Origin of the sequence: Candidatus Kinetoplastibacterium crithidii, assembly GCA_027557655.1 — a bacterium.
GTDB classification, from domain to species: Bacteria; Pseudomonadota; Gammaproteobacteria; order Burkholderiales; family Burkholderiaceae_B; genus Kinetoplastidibacterium; species Kinetoplastidibacterium crithidii_C.
Window position 1 is genome coordinate 24,365 of sequence record CP064915.1, and the last position, 16,566, is coordinate 40,930.

Sequence of the window (16,566 nt, forward strand, 5' to 3'; positions counted from 1 at the left end):
TTATTCTCCATTAATACGATATTGAGCACTTGCTGCATGTGCTTGCAAACCTTCTCCCAATGCAAGATCAACGGCTATTTTCCCTAATTCTATAGCTCCTGTTTTAGATACATTAATTAAGCTAGAGCGTTTTTGGAAGTCATATACTCCAAGAGGAGATGAAAATCGGGCAGTACGTGATGTTGGTAATACATGATTAGGGCCAGCACAGTAATCACCAAGTGATTCCGAAGTAAATTTACCTAGAAATATGGCACCAGCATGTTTAATATTTTTTAAAACTATATTAGGGTTTTCTATAGAAATCTCTAAGTGTTCAGGAGCTATTTTGTTGGCTATATCACAAGCTTCTTCTAGATTTTTTACTTGAATTAGAATTCCTCTATTAGATAAGCTTTTTTTCAAGATTTCTTGTCTAGGCATTTCTGGTAGTAGTTTATTTATAGCTATTTCTACTTTTTTTATAAAAGATGCATCAGGGCATAGTAATATAGATTGTGCTAGCTCATCGTGTTCTGCTTGTGAAAATAAATCCATAGCTATCCATTCTGCTGGAGTTTTTCCATCACATATAATAAGAATCTCACTTGGTCCAGCTATCATATCTATTCCAACAGTACCAAAAACTTTTTTCTTAGCAGCTGCTACATAGGCATTTCCTGGTCCAACTATCTTATCAACTTGAGGTATAGTTTCTGTGCCATATGCTAGAGCACCCACAGCTTGAGCCCCACCAATAGTTAATATCAGGTCCACTTCACATATAGCGGCAGCAGCTAAAACAAGAGGATTCATATAACCATCGGGAGTTGGAGAGGTTATAATTAATTCTGGCACTCCAGCTACTTTGGCTGGTATTGCATTCATAAGAACAGATGATGGATAAGCTGCTTTTCCTCCAGGAACATACAAACCGACTTTATCTATTGCTGATATTTTTTGGCCTAGCGTTGTTCCATCACTTTCTGTGTATTGCCATGTCTCTATTTTTTGATATTCATGATATTTCCTAATTCTGGCTGCCGACAATTCTAAAGATTTTCTTTGATTTTTTGGAATACTATCTAATGCTTCTAGCCATTTGCTTTTAGGTATTTCTAGTTCCGTAGATTGTTTTACATTTATTCTATCTAATTTATTAGTATATTTTATTAATGCTTTATCACCTTGAGTTTTGATGTCTGACAATATAGAATCTACAGTTTGTTCTATAACTTTATCTTCTGTTGAGGTAAAAGATAACAGTTTAGAAAGTTTCATATAAAAATCTTCTTCACATGAATTCAGATAGTTAATTTTAATCATATTCACATATCCATTTATACTAAAGAATTAATATTTTGTAGTTAATTACTAGCTTTATAGAAAGCGTTCATCAATGGTTTTAGCTTATCTCCTCTATTTTTTAAAGAAGCTCTATTAACTACTAATCTTGAAGATATTTGCATTATATCTTCAACAGGAACTAAACCATTAACTCTTAATGTATCGCCTGTAGAGACAACATCAACAATTGCATCCGCTAATCCAACCAATGGAGCTAGTTCCATGGAACCATAAAGTTTAATTATATCTACATATACCCCTTTTGCAGCAAAATATTCTCTGGTAAGTTTAACATATTTTGTTGCTACTCTTAGCCTAGCTCCTTGTTTTACAGCATTTGCATAATTGAAATCTTTGCGAACAGCAACTGATAGTTTACATTTAGCTATATTTAGATCAATCGGTTGATATAAACTACCTGGATGTTGCGCAGAATGCTCTATTAATACATCTTTACCAGCTATTCCTAGATCGGCAGCTCCATATTGCACGTATGTTGGAACATCAGATGCTCTTAGTATCAAAAGTCTCAAGTTAGGGCTGCTAGTTGGTATAATTAGTTTTCTAGATTTCTCTGGATTTTCCATTACTTGTATGCCAGCATCAGCTAACAGAGGCATTGTTTCTTCAAAAATTCTACCCTTAGATAGAGCAAGAGTAATTTGTATATCTGAAGATTCTTTCATTCTTTATTCCTTTCTAGGTTTTCTTAGAATATTGGCTCCCAACATTCTAAGTTTTTCTTCCATTTTTTCATATCCACGATCTAAATGGTATATGGATTCTATTATTGTTGTTCCTTTGGCTCCTAAAGCAGCTATAACCAAACTAGCTGAAGCTCTTAAATCAGTTGCTTTTACAGTTGTACCATAGAGTTTATCAACGCCACGAACTATAGCTTTATTACCATCTATAGTAATGTCAGCCCCCATTCTTCTTAATTCAGGTACATGCATGTACCTATTTTCAAAAATATTTTCTGTTATTAAAGATGTGCCATTAGCTATAGTATTCATTGCCATAAACTGTGCTTGCATATCTGTAGCTAAACCTGGATATTCACTAGTGTAAATATTTACAGCATTAGGTTTTTTATTCATTTTGCATTTTAACCAATCATGTCCAATTTCTATTTCTAATCCGGCTTCTTTTAATTTTTTGAGAGTAGAGTTCATTTCATATGGTTTGACATTTACTAGGTTAATACATCCGCCAGTAGTAGCTAACGCACATAAGAATGTTCCAGCCTCTATTCTATCTGGAGATATTACATATTTAGCGCCATTTAAGTAGTTAACGCCTTCTATTTTTATGCGTCTCGTACCATGGCCAGTAATCTTAGCTCCCATTTGTATCAGAAAATTTGCTAAGTCTATAATTTCAGGTTCACAAGCTGCATTTTCTATTATTGTAGTTCCTTTTGCTAAAGAGGCAGCCATTATAAAATTTTCTGTGCCTGTGACAGTGAGCACATCAGGTTTTATGACGGTTCCTTGCAATTTTTTTGATTTGGCTATTATAAAGCCTTGTTCCATTCTAATTTCAGCACCTAAGGCCGATAAAAACTTAATATGTTGATCAACAGGTCTTTGTCCTATTGAACATCCTCCTGGTAAACTTATTCTTGCTTCTCCATATCTTGTTAGTAAAGGACCTAGAACCAATATGGAGGCTCTCATAGTTTTTACTAGATCGTAAGGAGCTTCAGTATTTTTTATTTTATCTGCTTGAATTTTTATGTGATTGCTTTCTTTTGAAGTTTTTGCACCAAGATGCTCTAAAAGTTTTAGAATAGTTTTTACATCATCTAATTCTGGAACATTTTTTAGAAGAATAGGTTCTTCAGTTAATAGTCCTGCGCATAGTATTGGCAAGGCAGCATTTTTTGCTCCAGATACATAGACTTCTCCATTTAAGAGTGATTCGCCTACTATATGTAGTTCTTCTGTGGAAATCATTTTCGAGTTGACTGCCTTTATAAATAATTATTTACAAAATAATTTAGTTCCTAATTTTATAGCCAATTGATAGTAAATATAAAGCATAAGATGCAAGTATGAAAAGCACAGAAATACTAATAATAAAGCTTTGCCAGGGAGAAACATCAGATATATCAAAGAAGCCAAAACGAAAACCGTCTATAACATAAAACACAGGATTGTATAAAGAGACTTGTTGCCAGAATTTAGGCAAATTATGTATAGAATAAAAGACTCCCGATAGAAATGTAGATGGAACTATTAAAAAGTTCTGGAATACTGATAATTGATCATATTTTTCAGAGTATAGTCCGGCTATTATTCCTAAAGAACCCATAATTCCACATGCAATAATAGAAAATGTTATGACCCATAACATATTGCTTGGAAAGATTGGGAATAGTATTAAAGAAATAATCCATACACTTGCTCCAACAAGTAATCCTCTTGCAACAGCTGCTATTATGTATGCAAAGAAAGTCTCCATAGGTGAAATAGGTGACATTAGCATAAAGATTATGCTGCCTGTCATTCTGCTTTGTACTAGAGAGGATGATGGATTGGAAAAAGCATTTTGTAGCATGCTCATCATCATAAGACCAGGTATGATAAAATGAGTATACGGAATAGCATCGTATGCTATTTTTTCGCCTAGCACCTGAGAAAAAACTAATAAATATAGTATAGCTGTTGTTACTGGAGCTGCAACAGTTTGAAAGAATACTTTGTAAAATCTTAATAACTCTTTATGCATAAGAGTTATAAATCCGGATTTCTTTGAATTTATTATTTTTGTTACAATTTCAAATTGTTTGTTTTTCACCCTATATCCTCTTAAGTGTTGCTATCAATGTTTTTCTCGTTCATTATTTTTACAAAAGCATCTTCTAGTCCTTGTCCTCCTGCCTTGGATAGAATTTCTTTCGTATAATCAAGAGCTACAAGTTTGCCTTCTTTTAATATTGCCAATCTTTTACAAAGAGCTTCAGCTTCCTCTAAGTAGTGAGTTGTTAATAGAATAGTATGTCCATAACTATTTAGGCGAGATATGAATTCCCATAAAGTGTGTCTTAATTCCACATCAACACCAGCTGTTGGTTCATCTAAAATTATAACAGGTGGTTTATGAACTAATGCTTGTGCTACTAAAACTCTTCTTTTCATACCACCAGATAATGTACGCATATTATCATTTGATTTGTCGCTTAGACCTAGGTTATGTAAAACCTCATCTATCCAATCATCATTTTTTCTAAGACCAAAGTAACCTGATTGTATACGTAGAGTTTCTCTTACTGTAAAGAATGGGTCATATAATAATTCTTGAGGAACAACACCTAATATTCTTCTTGTTTTATCGTAATCGCTGATTACATCAAAACCATAAATTTTTGCATGACCTGAACTGGGATAAGAAAGCCCAGATAGTATAGATATAAGAGTGGTTTTCCCTGCACCATTTGGGCCAAGTAGCCCAAAAAATTCACCTGGTTTTATTTGAAGGTCTATATTTTGTAGAGCTGGTTTGTTTATTACTGAATTTTCTTTTTTATTAAAAATAATACAATTTGTAGATTTTTTTTGATATGTTTTTGATATTTTTTCTAGGCTAATGGCTAACATATGCGTTTTTATTAAAAATATTTTGAAGTATTTTAATCAATTATCATTCAATTTTTTGATTAAGTTATCTATACCAGATTTGTTAATTTCTTTATTAAACTGTGATCTATAGTTTTCTACTAACCAAAGTCCTTCTATGCTTACGTCATATATTTTCCATTTGTTTTCAGTCATAGAAAGCCTATAACCTATTTGTATACTTTGTCCATTTGGTTCTTTTATAATAGACTTTGCTATTGTATTACTACAGTCAATCCCTGTCTTATTTACCTGAGTAGACATTGTGGCATTTGGAGAAATTTGTAATAAAGCCATTGAGTAGGTCTTTATTAATTTTTTACGGAACAGATCTATTAATTCTTCTTTTTGCTCGTTTGTAGCCGTTTTCCAATGACGTCCAGCAGTTAGCTTGGTCATTTTTTGAAAGTCTACGTGTGGTAGCATATAAATCTTGACGATTTCATTTAGTTTTAATAAGTCAACCTTAGCTGGATCCAATTCTTTTTTCATAGCAGATATAGCTTCTTCAGAAACTCTTAGTAAGAATTGATCAGGGGGTTCTAGATAACTAGATTGTGCATAAGCGTTGCAGAAAAAAACGACACTTAATAAACTATATAATAAACTTTTCAAGTATTTATCTGTAAACATGTTTGTTATACTCTTTTATATTCAAGTGTTTTATTATTCATCATCATATATAATATCTTCTAAGTTTTCGTGGATCATAATTTCTCTTTTTTTGGAGTAAGCATTTTTTATAAGAGAGTAATGATCAATCGAAATTTCCTTAATAAGATCTGTCATATGCATGATTTTAGCACGATAATTAATTATTGATAAAATTGATAGTAAATTATAGTGTTCTGAGTTATATTTTCTGAGAGGATTAAATATTTGATTAATACCCATACCCATGAGATCACGTGTGTTGCTTGGTCCTATAAAAGGAATAACAAGGTATGGACCAGGAGGTATGCCCCATTTGCCTAGAGTTATACCAAAATCATTTTGTATTTTTTCTGCACCAGACATAGATGCTACATCAAACAATCCAAAAACACCCATTGTTGAATTAAATAAAAATCTTCCAACAGTATTTATTCCATCCACTCCTCTTCCTTGAAGAAAACAATTCATAGCAGATTGTACATCGTCTACATTGCTAAAAAAATTATTTACAGATGATTGAACTGCTTTTGGTGTTATATAATTGTACGATTTTGCTGCAGGTAATAGGATTGCTTCATCTAAAGAAGAATTTATCTTGTGGGCTGTTCTATTTAGTCTTTCAATATTGTTAAGCACAATATTTTTCTGAAAAGAGTTAGTGGTATTACACCCAGATAGCATCAATGATAAGATGACTAACAAAATTTTTGTCATGAATAACTCACAGTAATTTGAGCAATTAATAGCTGTTATTAATATTGATTAGCGAAAATACTATTGGATTTGGTTACATCATCCTTTTCTACAAGAAAGTAAAGTAATTTGCTAACTAAATGTTCTATTGATAAAGCACTTTGAGTATTTATAATTACACCTTTATTTTCTAACATTGTTTCTTCAGCACCTGGAGTTAAGCCTATAAATTGCTCACCTAGAATTCCAGAAGTTAAGATTGAAGCAGTAGTGTCAATAGGAAATGGGATTCTTTTATCAATTTCTATAATAACATCTGCTAAAAGAGTTTTATCATTAAATTGTACCTTTTTTACCCGACCAACTTTGACCCCAGCACTTTTTACTGGAGCATTAGCTTTTAATCCTCCTATGTCTTCAAAATGTGTCGTAATAGTATAGACAGAAGAAAATGAAGTAGATCTGCTATTACTAGCATATAACGCTAGAAAAATAAAAGATATAACTCCTATAATAACAAATAGGCCAACCCATACTTCTATTTTATATTTTTTTGTATGCATAAAATTATTTCGTGAACATTATAATAGTTAATAGAAAATTTATTGCTAATACTGATAAATAACCGTTTACTACTGAATTAGTTATGGATTCAGAAACACCTTCTGGCGTAGAGCGAGATTCCCATCCTTCATATAGTGATATTAATGAAGCAACAATTCCGAAGATAATGCTTTTTATCAATCCATTTAGTATGTCATTTTTTAGACTTATACCATATTGTATTTGAGACCAAAAAACTCCTTGATCAATTCCAGATATAATCACTCCTATTATCCATCCTCCTATAATTCCTGATACAGAAAAAATTAATGATAATAATGGCACCGATATTGTTCCAGCCCAAAACCTAGGAGCTAAGATTATTTTTGCAGGATTTATAGCCATAATTTCCATGGCTATAATTTGTTCTTCTGCTTTCATAAATGCAGTTTCTGCTGCCATAGATGTACCAGCTCTACCTATGAATACCATTGCTGTTACAACTGGAGAAAGTTCACGAACTAGAGCTAGTGCTATTGTGAAACCAAGAACATCTTCTGCTTTATATTTATTGAGTATGCAATAACCTTGTAATCCTAGAATACATCCTATAAATAATCCAGAAATAACTGTGATTAATATGGATTTATTTCCGAGCACAAAAATTTGTTTTATTAATAGTTTAGGCCTTTGAAAAATTACGCTACTACAAGACAATATTTTAATAAAAAAACAAACGAACCTTCCTATGTTTGATGTTGTACGGTAGATCCAGTAAATTATTTTAGATATTGTAATCATATTTTTTTTCTTGCTCTTTTAGCCATTTCTTATATTCTTCTGTTTCTGGATAATGAAAGGCCACTGGCCCATCAATATTGCCCTGTATGAATTGTTGAACATAAGGATTATTTGAGTTCACTAGTTCTAATGGTGTTCCTGAGGCAGCAATCATACCATTATCTATTATATAGACTATATCAGATATTTTGAAAGTTTCTCTTACATTATGAGTTATTAGTAATGATGTACATTCATTTTTTTTTGATAGTGTTTTTATGAGGTCTGCTATTATCCCTGATGAAATAGGATCTAGTCCTGAAAAAGGTTCGTCATATAATACAAGTTTTGGATTTAATATTATTGCTCTCGCAAGAGCAACGCGTTTTGCCATTCCTCCAGATATCTTTGTTATTGGTAAGTGCGCTGCCGCTTTTAATCCAACACTATCAAGTTTTTCCAAGACTATTGTTGTTAATTCGCGATCGGATATAACACTAAGTTCGGTTAAAGGAAGAGCTATGTTTTCAAATATATTCAGGTCCGAGAATAACGCACCATGCTGAAATAACACACCCAAATTTTTCCGTAAATCTTTGAGATCTTTACTGGATATATTACCTAGATCTTTATCAAAAATATGGATACTACCATGTTTTATTGGTAATTGACCTGTTATTGTTTTTAATAAGGTTGTTTTGCCTGAGCCAGACCTACCCATAATTGCTATAATTTTGCCTTTTTCTGCTTTTAGGGAAATATTATTCAATATTATTCTATTTCCATAACCCGCAAATAGATTACTTAAAGTTAGAGCATTGTTAGTTTTATTCATAATATTACATGGTTTTATTATATTTTTTTATTTATAATTACATAATTAATTTATGGTTTCTCTCCATTTTTATTTTTCTAAGTGCTTCTAAATTTAAAGCATTATTTCATAAATTATATAGAGATGCTCATTTATAATGAATTATGTTGTCAAAACATGCTCACAAGAAGATATCATAGTTAATGCGACATATAGGTAAGATAGTACGATAAAGTGTAATATGTATACATTCATTTTGTTGCTCTGTTAATCAATATTGGATATAAAACAGGGAGTGCGATTGTGGATAAAACTAATAAATTTTTAGTTCCTTTTAAGAAAGATGTATCAATTCATGATGAATTTAATTTTGGTAATCTTGGTACTATAGAGGCTTATATATCAGCTGTAAATAAATTACCAATTTTATCTGCTGAAGCAGAGCTAGAATTAGCAAGAAATTTAAGAGATACTGGTAGTTTAGAAGCAGCAAGGAAGCTTGTTTTATCCCATTTGCGCTTAGTTGTTTCTATAGCTAGACAATATTTGGGTTATGGTCTGCCTCATGCTGATTTAATACAAGAAGGTAATATAGGACTTATGAAAGCTATAAGAAGATTTGATCCAGAACGAGGGGTTAGGCTTATGTCATTTGCAGTTCATTGGATTAAAGCTGAAATACATGAGTTTGTGATAAAAAACTGGCGTTTAGTAAAAGTTGCAACAACAAAAGCGCAACGTAAAATATTTTTTAATCTTCGTAGTATGAGTTCTAATAATTCTTCACTTGATTCTAAAAAGGTTAATAATATAGCTAATACTCTGAATGTTCGTGAAGAAGATGTACGTGAAATGGAAACAAGATTATATGGTAGTGATATTCCTCTTGATGGACCAGTACAGCAAGAAGATAATGTTAAAACATTTCCAATATATTATTTATCAGATGATAGACAGTGTCCTGATAATATATTAGATCAAAAATCTATAGACTTAATGCAAACTGAAGGTTTGCAAGGGGCCTTGGATATATTAGATGAGCGCTCTCGCAGAATTGTAGAGTCTAGATGGTTAAAAGATAAAGAAAATTTAACTTTAAGTGATTTGGCTAAAGAATTTGGTGTTTCTGCAGAAAGAATTAGACAAATAGAGTCTGCTGCTATGAAAAAAATGAGAAGTTTCTTGCTAGATTATTCTAAATAGCTAGAATATAAAATTTTAATTTGTTTTTTTAGGAAGTTTTTATGAATGTTGGTTTTATTGTTTTTGGATTAGCTGGTTTATTAACACTAGTCTGTTTTTTATCACCTATTGCTGTTCGCATAAAACTTCCTTATTCTGTATTGTTAGCTATAGTAGGTTTTTTTCTGGGAATAATAGTACATACTCATTCTTGGGCTCCTTTAGTTGTTTCTGATTTTTTAGAATCTTTAGGATCATTAAAGATTTCTTCAGAAACATTTCTAATGGTTTTTCTTCCAGTATTATTATTTGAGACTGCTCTATCAATGAGTGTTCGTAGATTATTAGATGATATTGGGCCTATTCTAATGATGGCTATTGTAGCTGTAGTAGTCTGTACTATAGTTGTAGGTTTTACTTTGAATGAAATTTCATCATATGGATTGGTTTCTTGTTTATTGCTGGGTTCTATTGTTGCAACCACTGATCCTGTCGCTGTAGTTGGTATATTTAGAGAAGTAGGGGCACCAAAACGCTTGACTACCCTAGTTGAGGGAGAAAGCTTATTTAATGATGCTGCATCTATAGCGTTATATACAGTATTACTAGTTGTGTTAGTAGGAAAAGCTGAGTTATCAATGCAAACTGTTATGAATGATTTCATTGCTTTATTTATAGGAGGAGGTATAGCTGGTTATATAATGGGTCGTTTTGCTTGCTTTTTATTTGCTTGGCTTAGAGATTTTCCTGCTGCAGAAATAACTCTGACATTAACTCTAGCATATCTATCATTTTTTATTTCTGAACACTATCTTCATGTTTCTGGTGTCGTTGCTACAGTCATAGCTGGTTTGGTTGTTGGCTCTACTGGAAGAACAAGGATGTCATCTACTACATCTAAATATTTATCAAAATTTTGGGGGCAAATAGGTTTCTGGGCTAACTCATTGATTTTTTTATTTTCTGCAATGTTGATACCTCGTTTCATGGGTACTTTAGATTTGCATATGTTAAAGTTAATTTTGATAGTTTTTGTTGTAACCTTATTAGCTCGTGCAATAGTTATTTTTGGATTTTTGCCAGTTTTAGGTATTACTAAGTTGGGAACAACTGTTAGTCTGCCTTATAAATGTGTAATGTTATGGGGTGGTTTAAGAGGGGCTGTTTCACTTGCTTTAGCTCTTGCTGTAACAGAAAATGCCTTAGTTCCTGAAGAAATAAGACATTTTATTGCAATAGTTACTACAGGTTTTGTTTTAATGACATTATTTGTTAATGGTATAACTCTCAGGCCTTTAATTAGAGTTTTAAAATTGAATGAATTATCTCCTATAGAAACTACAATAAGGAATCAAGTTTTAGGAGTAACTTTAGAAGAACTACAAGAACGTACGGAAGAAATAGCGCAAACAGAGCATATAGGTAAAGAGTCTTTGGAGCGAGTTCAAGCTGTTTTTAGATCTAGTCTTTCTAGATTGCATGATGTTCAATTAGCTCAAATGAACAGAGAAGAGAGAATATCAGCAGGTTTAGCTATTTTATGTCAACGTGAACAAGAGATGTTCCTTGATATATTAAAAGCTAAGTTAGTTGATGAGAAAGTTGCTGATACATTGTTGTCTAGAGCTGAACATTTAGAAGATGTTGTACGTAATAAAGGATTGTGCGGCTTTGAGTCTGCTATTGAGTATGATTTACATTATTCTATTTCTTTTAGAATTTCTTTATGGTTTCAAAGAGTTTTTGGTATTCAGTTTTGGCTTGCAAAGAATTTAGGCTATAGATTTATAACTTTGATGAGTAAAAGATCAGTAGCTCAACGTCTGATTTGTTTTGCTAAAGAGCAAGTTTCTCCAATATTAGGGAAAGAAATAACTGAAATTATTATTAATGCTCATAATAAACGTTTAAATTATATAGAAAATGCATTGCAGGCAATGATTTTACAATATCCTATCTATGCTATGTCTCTGCAAGAAATTTATCTTGGCCGTGCTGCCTTTGAGTTAGAGCGTGTTAGATATCTTGATATGCTAGAGAATTCATTAATAAGTGGAGAAATTTATGATGATTTAATTGCAAAATCTCAAAGTAGATGGAGTCATATAGATAAAAATCCTAAATTAGATATAGAATTAAGTTCTTCCGAGTTAATAAAAAAAGTACCGTTTTTTCATGAGCTAAGTCCCAAATCACTCAAAGCAATTAGTAGATTATTAAAGCCTATACTTGTTTTGCCTGATCAGATTGTTACAACTAAAGAAAAACATAGTGATAATATGTATTTTGTTGCTTCAGGAGCTGTAGCTATGCATTTGCCCGATGGTACTAAGATTGAGTTAGGAAGTGGTGAGTTTTTTGGCGAGTTAAGTTTATTTGGTCAAGCTCATTTAATATCAAAAGTAACTTCTTTAGGCTATAGTAAATTATTATTGTTGAGTGCAAAAGATTTAAAAGCTTTATTATCTAAGGATTTTGCTTTGCGTGAGCGAATAGAAGATGTTGCTAGACAAAGAATTTTAGCCATAGATGTTTGGAAAGAACATGGATCTATAATTCCTGATGAAGACTTAGACCCGTCTTAATTTTCTGTATTAAGTCTTTAATGATCACAAGTGATGATTCTTCAGTGATTTCATTTCTTTCAACTAATCTGATTATTTCTTCGATAGAATGGATTTTAATTATGTCTATTTCTCCATCTTTATTTGAAGGGATCATATTATTTAGTAAACATGAGCTTGAGAACAGTTCTTCGATTTGAAAACCATCACTTGTCAATTTATAGATATCAGTTATTTTTAGTAATTCTGATCGCTGGCTTACTGTTGATATATCTAAGTTGGCCTCTTCTATAGACTCTCTTGTTAATGCTTGGTTTATATCTTCTTTATAACTTACCAATCCCCCTACTAAGGTATTCCACTTACCAGGGTTGATAGCTTTTTTATTAGATCTTTTAGATATCCAGATTGAATTATGAGAATTCCATGCATTCAAATGTACAACTCTAGTTTGGAGTCCCAAAACTCTGGCAGCAGAACGTTCTATGTATCCAATTGTTTTTTGATTATTATCTACAATATCTAACAATTCATTATTCCATTTTTTTGTTAAGCATTTTTTTATTAAATTTGATATTTTATCTATGGAAGGATTAATATTTTTTAATGAAATATCACCAATATAAAGACAATTTCTTGTTATTTTTCCAAGCTTTTGATTTTCAATTTTTTTAGCAAGTTCTATATTTATATAACCATTTGCTTTCATAGCAATTTTTAATGGAATATAATTATTTGGTATTGGTTGATTCAGATGGTTTTTTATTTGTTGAAATACATACTCTAGTTTACTAAGTGTTATAAAAATACTCTTATTATTCATCATATTAATAATTATGCTGCGCATAAGTTGTGTAAGTTGGATTATTTATAACTAAAAGTGCTGTTTTAAAATTGCGCTCTTATAATATAATACTTTAAATTAAATTTATATATGGCTATATTTTATTATGCTTAATGTTGTTATTCTTGCTGCTGGATTAGGTACGCGTATGCAATCTAATATCCCAAAAGTGTTACATAATCTAGCTGGTCGTCCTATGTTAGGGTATGTGTTAGATAGCGCTTTAGCGCTGAATCCTAGTACAATAACTATTGTAGTAGGTAAAGAATCAGAACAAATAAAATCTTTTATTAGAAATTTTTCTAAAAAGATTAATATAGTAATTCAGAATGAACAGTTAGGCACTGGTCATGCATTTAAGCAATCTATTCCAAATTTGTTGGATTGTCCTAATAACTATAGTTCTACTCTAGTGTTATATGGAGATGTTCCATTGGTCAGAACTACAACAATGGATAGACTTCTAAAATCTTGCAAAAATGGATTAAGCATCCTTACTAGTTTTCTAAATGATCCTAGTGGTTATGGTCGTATAATTAGAGACCACAATGGTTGTATTAAAAAGATTGTTGAACATAAAGATGCTAATAATATCGAGCTTAATATTAAGGAAATTAATACAGGCATAATTTCAGCTCCAACTAGTATGTTAATAAAATGGATTAGTAAACTAACCAATAATAATATGCAAGGTGAATACTATCTTACAGATATAGTTGACATGGCTGTTTCAGAGGGTGTTTTTGTAGACTCAAGGTTTCCTGATGATTATTGGGAAATATTAGGTATAAATAATCATATTCAACAGGTAAAGCTTGAGCGTATTTGGCAAGAAGAACAAGCTAGGATTATTATGGATGCAGGGGTTACATTAGCAGATTATAAAAGGATAGATATTAGAGGATCTTTGAAGTGTAGCAAGGATGTTTTTATAGATGTTGGTTGTATTTTTGAGGGCAACATTAGATTAGGTAGTAATGTTAAAATTGGTCCTTATTGTGTACTTAAAGATGTAAACATAGCTGATAATGTGATTATAGAAGCGTATAGCCATTTATCTAGCGTTACTTTAGATAAAGGTGTTCAGGTAGGACCTTTTTCTAGATTATGTAAAGGTGTTAGTATTGGAAGTAATTCTAAAATAGGTAATTTTGTTGAAATTAAAAATAGTATTTTTGGTAAAAATACTAAATCTAATCATCTTACTTATATAGGTGATTCGCATATTGGTTCAAATGTTAATATAGGGGCAGGTACTATTACTTGTAACTATGATGGACTGAATAAACATCAAACAATTATTGAAGATAATGCCTTCATAGGTTCTGGTTCTCAGTTAGTTGCGCCAGTTAAAGTAGGGGCAAGAGCAACATTGGGAGCTGGAACAACTTTAACTAATGATGCTCCTGCAGATCAATTAACATTATCTAGAACACGCCAGTGCTCTATTGCAAATTGGAGAAGGCCAGATAAGGGCTTTTTAAAAAAGAGTTAATTTTTATTAGTTGTTTTTTATAATTTATATTATCCAATATAAATTAGCATTATTTTTCTTGTTGCTCATACTAAATTTTTTGTAACTCTATAAGTCATATGGTTTTATTATTCATTCATTTTATATTTTATAAAATAATGTTGTATAAAAAATTCTGAAACATTAAATTAATAAGGTTGTTTTGAGGGAGTTTGTATGTGTGGTATTGTCAGTGCTATTTCTTATCGTAACATAGCGTTCATACTTACTGAAGGATTATTGCGCTTGGAATATCGTGGTTATGATTCTTGTGGGATAGCTTTATTTAAGGATGGAGAATTAACTAGAGTTAGAAGTATGAAAAGAGTTGCTGATTTAGAAAAACAATTAATAGATTGTCAATTTGATGGATGTATAGGTCTAGCCCATACTCGTTGGGCTACTCATGGTATGCCTTCTCATTATAATGCCCACCCTCATTTTTCGAGAGATAAGTTCGGTAAACCTACTATAGCTTTGGTTCATAATGGTATTATAGAAAATTATGAAGAACTTCGTAATGGTCTAGATAAGGATAGTTATGATTTTGAGAGTCAAACGGATACAGAAGTTTTAGCCCATTTATTAAACGATCTTTACGATGGTGATATTTTTAGAACGGTACATAATGTTACTAAGCTTTTAAAAGGATCATATGCTATTGCTGTTTTTTGCTCGAATGAACCTGATAGGATTATAGGTGCTAGACAAGGATCGCCGTTAATAATAGGAGTAGGAGTTAATGAAAATTATCTTTCTTCAGATTCTTTAGCCATATCAGATAAAATAAAAGATCTAATATATTTAGAGGATGGTGATATAGTTGATTTAAGAAGTAAGTCTATTAATATTATTGATTCTGATGGTAATTATGTAGAAAGACATAGACATTCTGTGAATGATATTATAGCAACTCCGAATCTTGGTAAGTATCGACACTATATGCAAAAAGAAATTTTTGAACAACCAAGAGCTGTTGCAGATACATTACATAATGTTAATAATCTTTCTCACGACTTTTTTGATAAAGATTATTATGATTTATTTAATAAGATAGATTCTGTTTTAATAGTTGCGTGTGGAACTAGTTATTATGCAGGTATGACGGCTAAGTATTGGATAGAATCTTTAGCTAAAATAAGAGTTGATGTCGAAATAGCAAGCGAATATATCTATCGTGATAGTGTGCCTAATCCTAGGACGCTTGTTTTAGCAATTTCTCAATCTGGAGAAACAGCAGATACTTTATCAGCATTAAAGCATGCTAAGGATCTTGGTTTAAAAAATACTATGGCTATTTGTAATATGGATAATAGTGCAATTGTTAGAGCATGTTCTTTTAGCTATATTACGCAGGCTGGAATTGAAATAGGTGTTGCATCTACAAAAGCATTTACTACACAATTAACTGCCTTATTTTTGCTAACTATTGCATTAGCAAGATCTCGTTCTATTTTAGGAAAAGAACAAGAAATGGCTTATTGTAGAGATTTACGTCACTTACCTTCTGCTATTAGTTCTGTGCTTTCTTTGGAGCCTCTTATTATGGAGTGGGCTAAATATTTTGCCCACAAAGGTAATTCACTTTTTTTAGGTAGAGGTCGACATTATCCCATTGCTTTAGAAGGAGCTCTTAAGATGAAAGAGGTTACTTATATTCATGCAGAAGCTTATCCGGCTGGAGAGTTAAAGCATGGTCCATTAGCACTAGTATCTGAGCATATGCCTGTTGTTGTAGTAGCACCTAGTGATAAATTGCTAGAAAAATTAAAATCTAATATGCAGGAAGTAAGAGCTAGGGGTGGTAATTTATATGTTCTTGCTGATAAGGGTAGCGCAATTTCAGATGATTCTGGTATTAGGGTTATTCATATGCCAGAATGTTATGGTGTAATTTCGCCGATCTTATATACTGTTCCATTACAACTTTTGGCTTATCACACAGCATTAATATTAGGAACTGATATAGATAAGCCAAGAAATTTAGCAAAGAGCGTTACAGTTGAATAGATAACTTTCTAATTGGTTGTTGA

Annotated in this window: 15 protein-coding genes; 4 read left to right on the plus strand and 11 right to left on the minus strand. The window is 31.7% G+C overall.

The genetic code is table 11. The annotated features are described in order from the left end of the window. From hisD to I1N47_00175, 10 genes are read right to left on the minus strand one after another with little or no spacing between them, the layout of a single operon-like run. Complete coding sequence (gene hisD / locus I1N47_00130; GenBank protein WBF65580.1) at positions 1 to 1,305, minus strand: histidinol dehydrogenase; 1,305 nt, start codon at positions 1,303 to 1,305, stop codon at positions 1 to 3. A 41-nt stretch (positions 1,306 to 1,346) separates the two neighbouring features. Next, positions 1,347 to 2,012, minus strand: a complete 666-nt coding sequence (locus I1N47_00135) for an ATP phosphoribosyltransferase (protein WBF65581.1) — start codon at positions 2,010 to 2,012, stop codon at positions 1,347 to 1,349. 3 nt (positions 2,013 to 2,015) lie between these two features. After that, positions 2,016 to 3,284 carry a UDP-N-acetylglucosamine 1-carboxyvinyltransferase gene (gene murA / locus I1N47_00140; GenBank protein WBF65582.1) on the minus strand — a complete coding sequence of 423 codons (1,269 nt, stop codon included), beginning with the start codon at positions 3,282 to 3,284 and terminating at the stop codon, positions 2,016 to 2,018. Between the two features lie 43 nt (positions 3,285 to 3,327). Then, positions 3,328 to 4,128, minus strand: coding sequence for an ABC transporter permease (locus I1N47_00145; GenBank protein WBF65583.1), 801 nt, complete (start codon positions 4,126 to 4,128; stop codon positions 3,328 to 3,330). Positions 4,129 to 4,139: 11 nt separating this feature from the next. Then, positions 4,140 to 4,928, minus strand: a complete 789-nt coding sequence (locus tag I1N47_00150; GenBank protein WBF65584.1) for an ABC transporter ATP-binding protein — start codon at positions 4,926 to 4,928, stop codon at positions 4,140 to 4,142. Positions 4,929 to 4,964: 36 nt separating this feature from the next. Further along, positions 4,965 to 5,579, minus strand: a complete 615-nt coding sequence (locus I1N47_00155) for an ABC transporter substrate-binding protein (protein WBF65585.1) — start codon at positions 5,577 to 5,579, stop codon at positions 4,965 to 4,967. A gap of 33 nt (positions 5,580 to 5,612) precedes the next feature. Continuing rightward, complete coding sequence (locus I1N47_00160; GenBank protein WBF65586.1) at positions 5,613 to 6,314, minus strand: VacJ family lipoprotein; 702 nt, start codon at positions 6,312 to 6,314, stop codon at positions 5,613 to 5,615. A gap of 38 nt (positions 6,315 to 6,352) precedes the next feature. After that, on the minus strand, positions 6,353 to 6,856 hold the full coding sequence (gene mlaD, locus I1N47_00165) for an outer membrane lipid asymmetry maintenance protein MlaD (GenBank protein WBF65587.1): 504 nt from the start codon (positions 6,854 to 6,856) through the stop codon (positions 6,353 to 6,355). Positions 6,857 to 6,860: 4 nt separating this feature from the next. Next, positions 6,861 to 7,637: a lipid asymmetry maintenance ABC transporter permease subunit MlaE gene (gene mlaE, locus I1N47_00170; protein ID WBF65588.1), complete on the minus strand. Its 777-nt coding sequence runs from the start codon at positions 7,635 to 7,637 to the stop codon at positions 6,861 to 6,863. Beyond that, positions 7,621 to 8,451, minus strand: a complete 831-nt coding sequence (locus I1N47_00175) for an ATP-binding cassette domain-containing protein (GenBank protein WBF65589.1) — start codon at positions 8,449 to 8,451, stop codon at positions 7,621 to 7,623. The genes mlaE and I1N47_00175 overlap by 17 nt, the downstream gene beginning before the upstream one ends. 330 nt (positions 8,452 to 8,781) lie before the next feature. Here I1N47_00175 and rpoH point away from each other — a divergent pair, with 330 nt between their 5' ends. Both rpoH and I1N47_00185 read left to right on the plus strand, forming a co-directional pair. Then, positions 8,782 to 9,633 carry an RNA polymerase sigma factor RpoH gene (rpoH, locus tag I1N47_00180; GenBank protein ID WBF65883.1) on the plus strand — a complete coding sequence of 284 codons (852 nt, stop codon included), beginning with the start codon at positions 8,782 to 8,784 and terminating at the stop codon, positions 9,631 to 9,633. Positions 9,634 to 9,674: 41 nt separating this feature from the next. Next, positions 9,675 to 12,197, plus strand: coding sequence for a cation:proton antiporter (locus I1N47_00185; GenBank protein ID WBF65590.1), 2,523 nt, complete (start codon positions 9,675 to 9,677; stop codon positions 12,195 to 12,197). Here I1N47_00185 and I1N47_00190 read toward each other — a convergent pair. Further along, a complete protein-coding gene (locus I1N47_00190; protein WBF65591.1) occupies positions 12,163 to 13,002 on the minus strand; it encodes an NUDIX domain-containing protein in 840 nt (279 codons plus the stop codon). The genes I1N47_00185 and I1N47_00190 overlap by 35 nt on opposite strands. A 124-nt stretch (positions 13,003 to 13,126) precedes the next feature. Between I1N47_00190 and glmU the strand changes: the two genes are divergently transcribed. Together glmU and glmS are read left to right on the plus strand one after the other, a co-directional pair. Next, entirely contained in the window at positions 13,127 to 14,515 is a 1,389-nt protein-coding gene (gene glmU, locus I1N47_00195; protein WBF65592.1) for a bifunctional UDP-N-acetylglucosamine diphosphorylase/glucosamine-1-phosphate N-acetyltransferase GlmU, read from the plus strand. A gap of 195 nt (positions 14,516 to 14,710) precedes the next feature. Next, the gene (gene glmS, locus I1N47_00200) at positions 14,711 to 16,543 is read left to right on the plus strand and encodes a glutamine--fructose-6-phosphate transaminase (isomerizing) (GenBank protein WBF65593.1); all 1,833 of its coding nucleotides are present in this window, start codon (positions 14,711 to 14,713) and stop codon (positions 16,541 to 16,543) included. The last annotated feature ends 23 nt before the right edge of the window (positions 16,544 to 16,566 follow it).

Coding starts and splice junctions, on each gene's coding strand:
- hisD (WBF65580.1), bottom strand. CDS start 1,305: ATGATTAAAATTAACTATCTGAATTCATGTGAAGAAGATTTTTATATG.
- I1N47_00135 (WBF65581.1), bottom strand. CDS start 2,012: ATGAAAGAATCTTCAGATATACAAATTACTCTTGCTCTATCTAAGGGT.
- murA (WBF65582.1), bottom strand. CDS start 3,284: ATGATTTCCACAGAAGAACTACATATAGTAGGCGAATCACTCTTAAAT.
- I1N47_00150 (WBF65584.1), bottom strand. CDS start 4,928: ATGTTAGCCATTAGCCTAGAAAAAATATCAAAAACATATCAAAAAAAA.
- I1N47_00155 (WBF65585.1), bottom strand. CDS start 5,579: ATGTTTACAGATAAATACTTGAAAAGTTTATTATATAGTTTATTAAGT.
- I1N47_00160 (WBF65586.1), bottom strand. CDS start 6,314: ATGACAAAAATTTTGTTAGTCATCTTATCATTGATGCTATCTGGGTGT.
- mlaD (WBF65587.1), bottom strand. CDS start 6,856: ATGCATACAAAAAAATATAAAATAGAAGTATGGGTTGGCCTATTTGTT.
- mlaE (WBF65588.1), bottom strand. CDS start 7,637: ATGATTACAATATCTAAAATAATTTACTGGATCTACCGTACAACATCA.
- I1N47_00175 (WBF65589.1), bottom strand. CDS start 8,451: ATGAATAAAACTAACAATGCTCTAACTTTAAGTAATCTATTTGCGGGT.
- I1N47_00185 (WBF65590.1), top strand. CDS start 9,675: ATGAATGTTGGTTTTATTGTTTTTGGATTAGCTGGTTTATTAACACTA.
- I1N47_00190 (WBF65591.1), bottom strand. CDS start 13,002: ATGATGAATAATAAGAGTATTTTTATAACACTTAGTAAACTAGAGTAT.
- glmU (WBF65592.1), top strand. CDS start 13,127: ATGCTTAATGTTGTTATTCTTGCTGCTGGATTAGGTACGCGTATGCAA.
- glmS (WBF65593.1), top strand. CDS start 14,711: ATGTGTGGTATTGTCAGTGCTATTTCTTATCGTAACATAGCGTTCATA.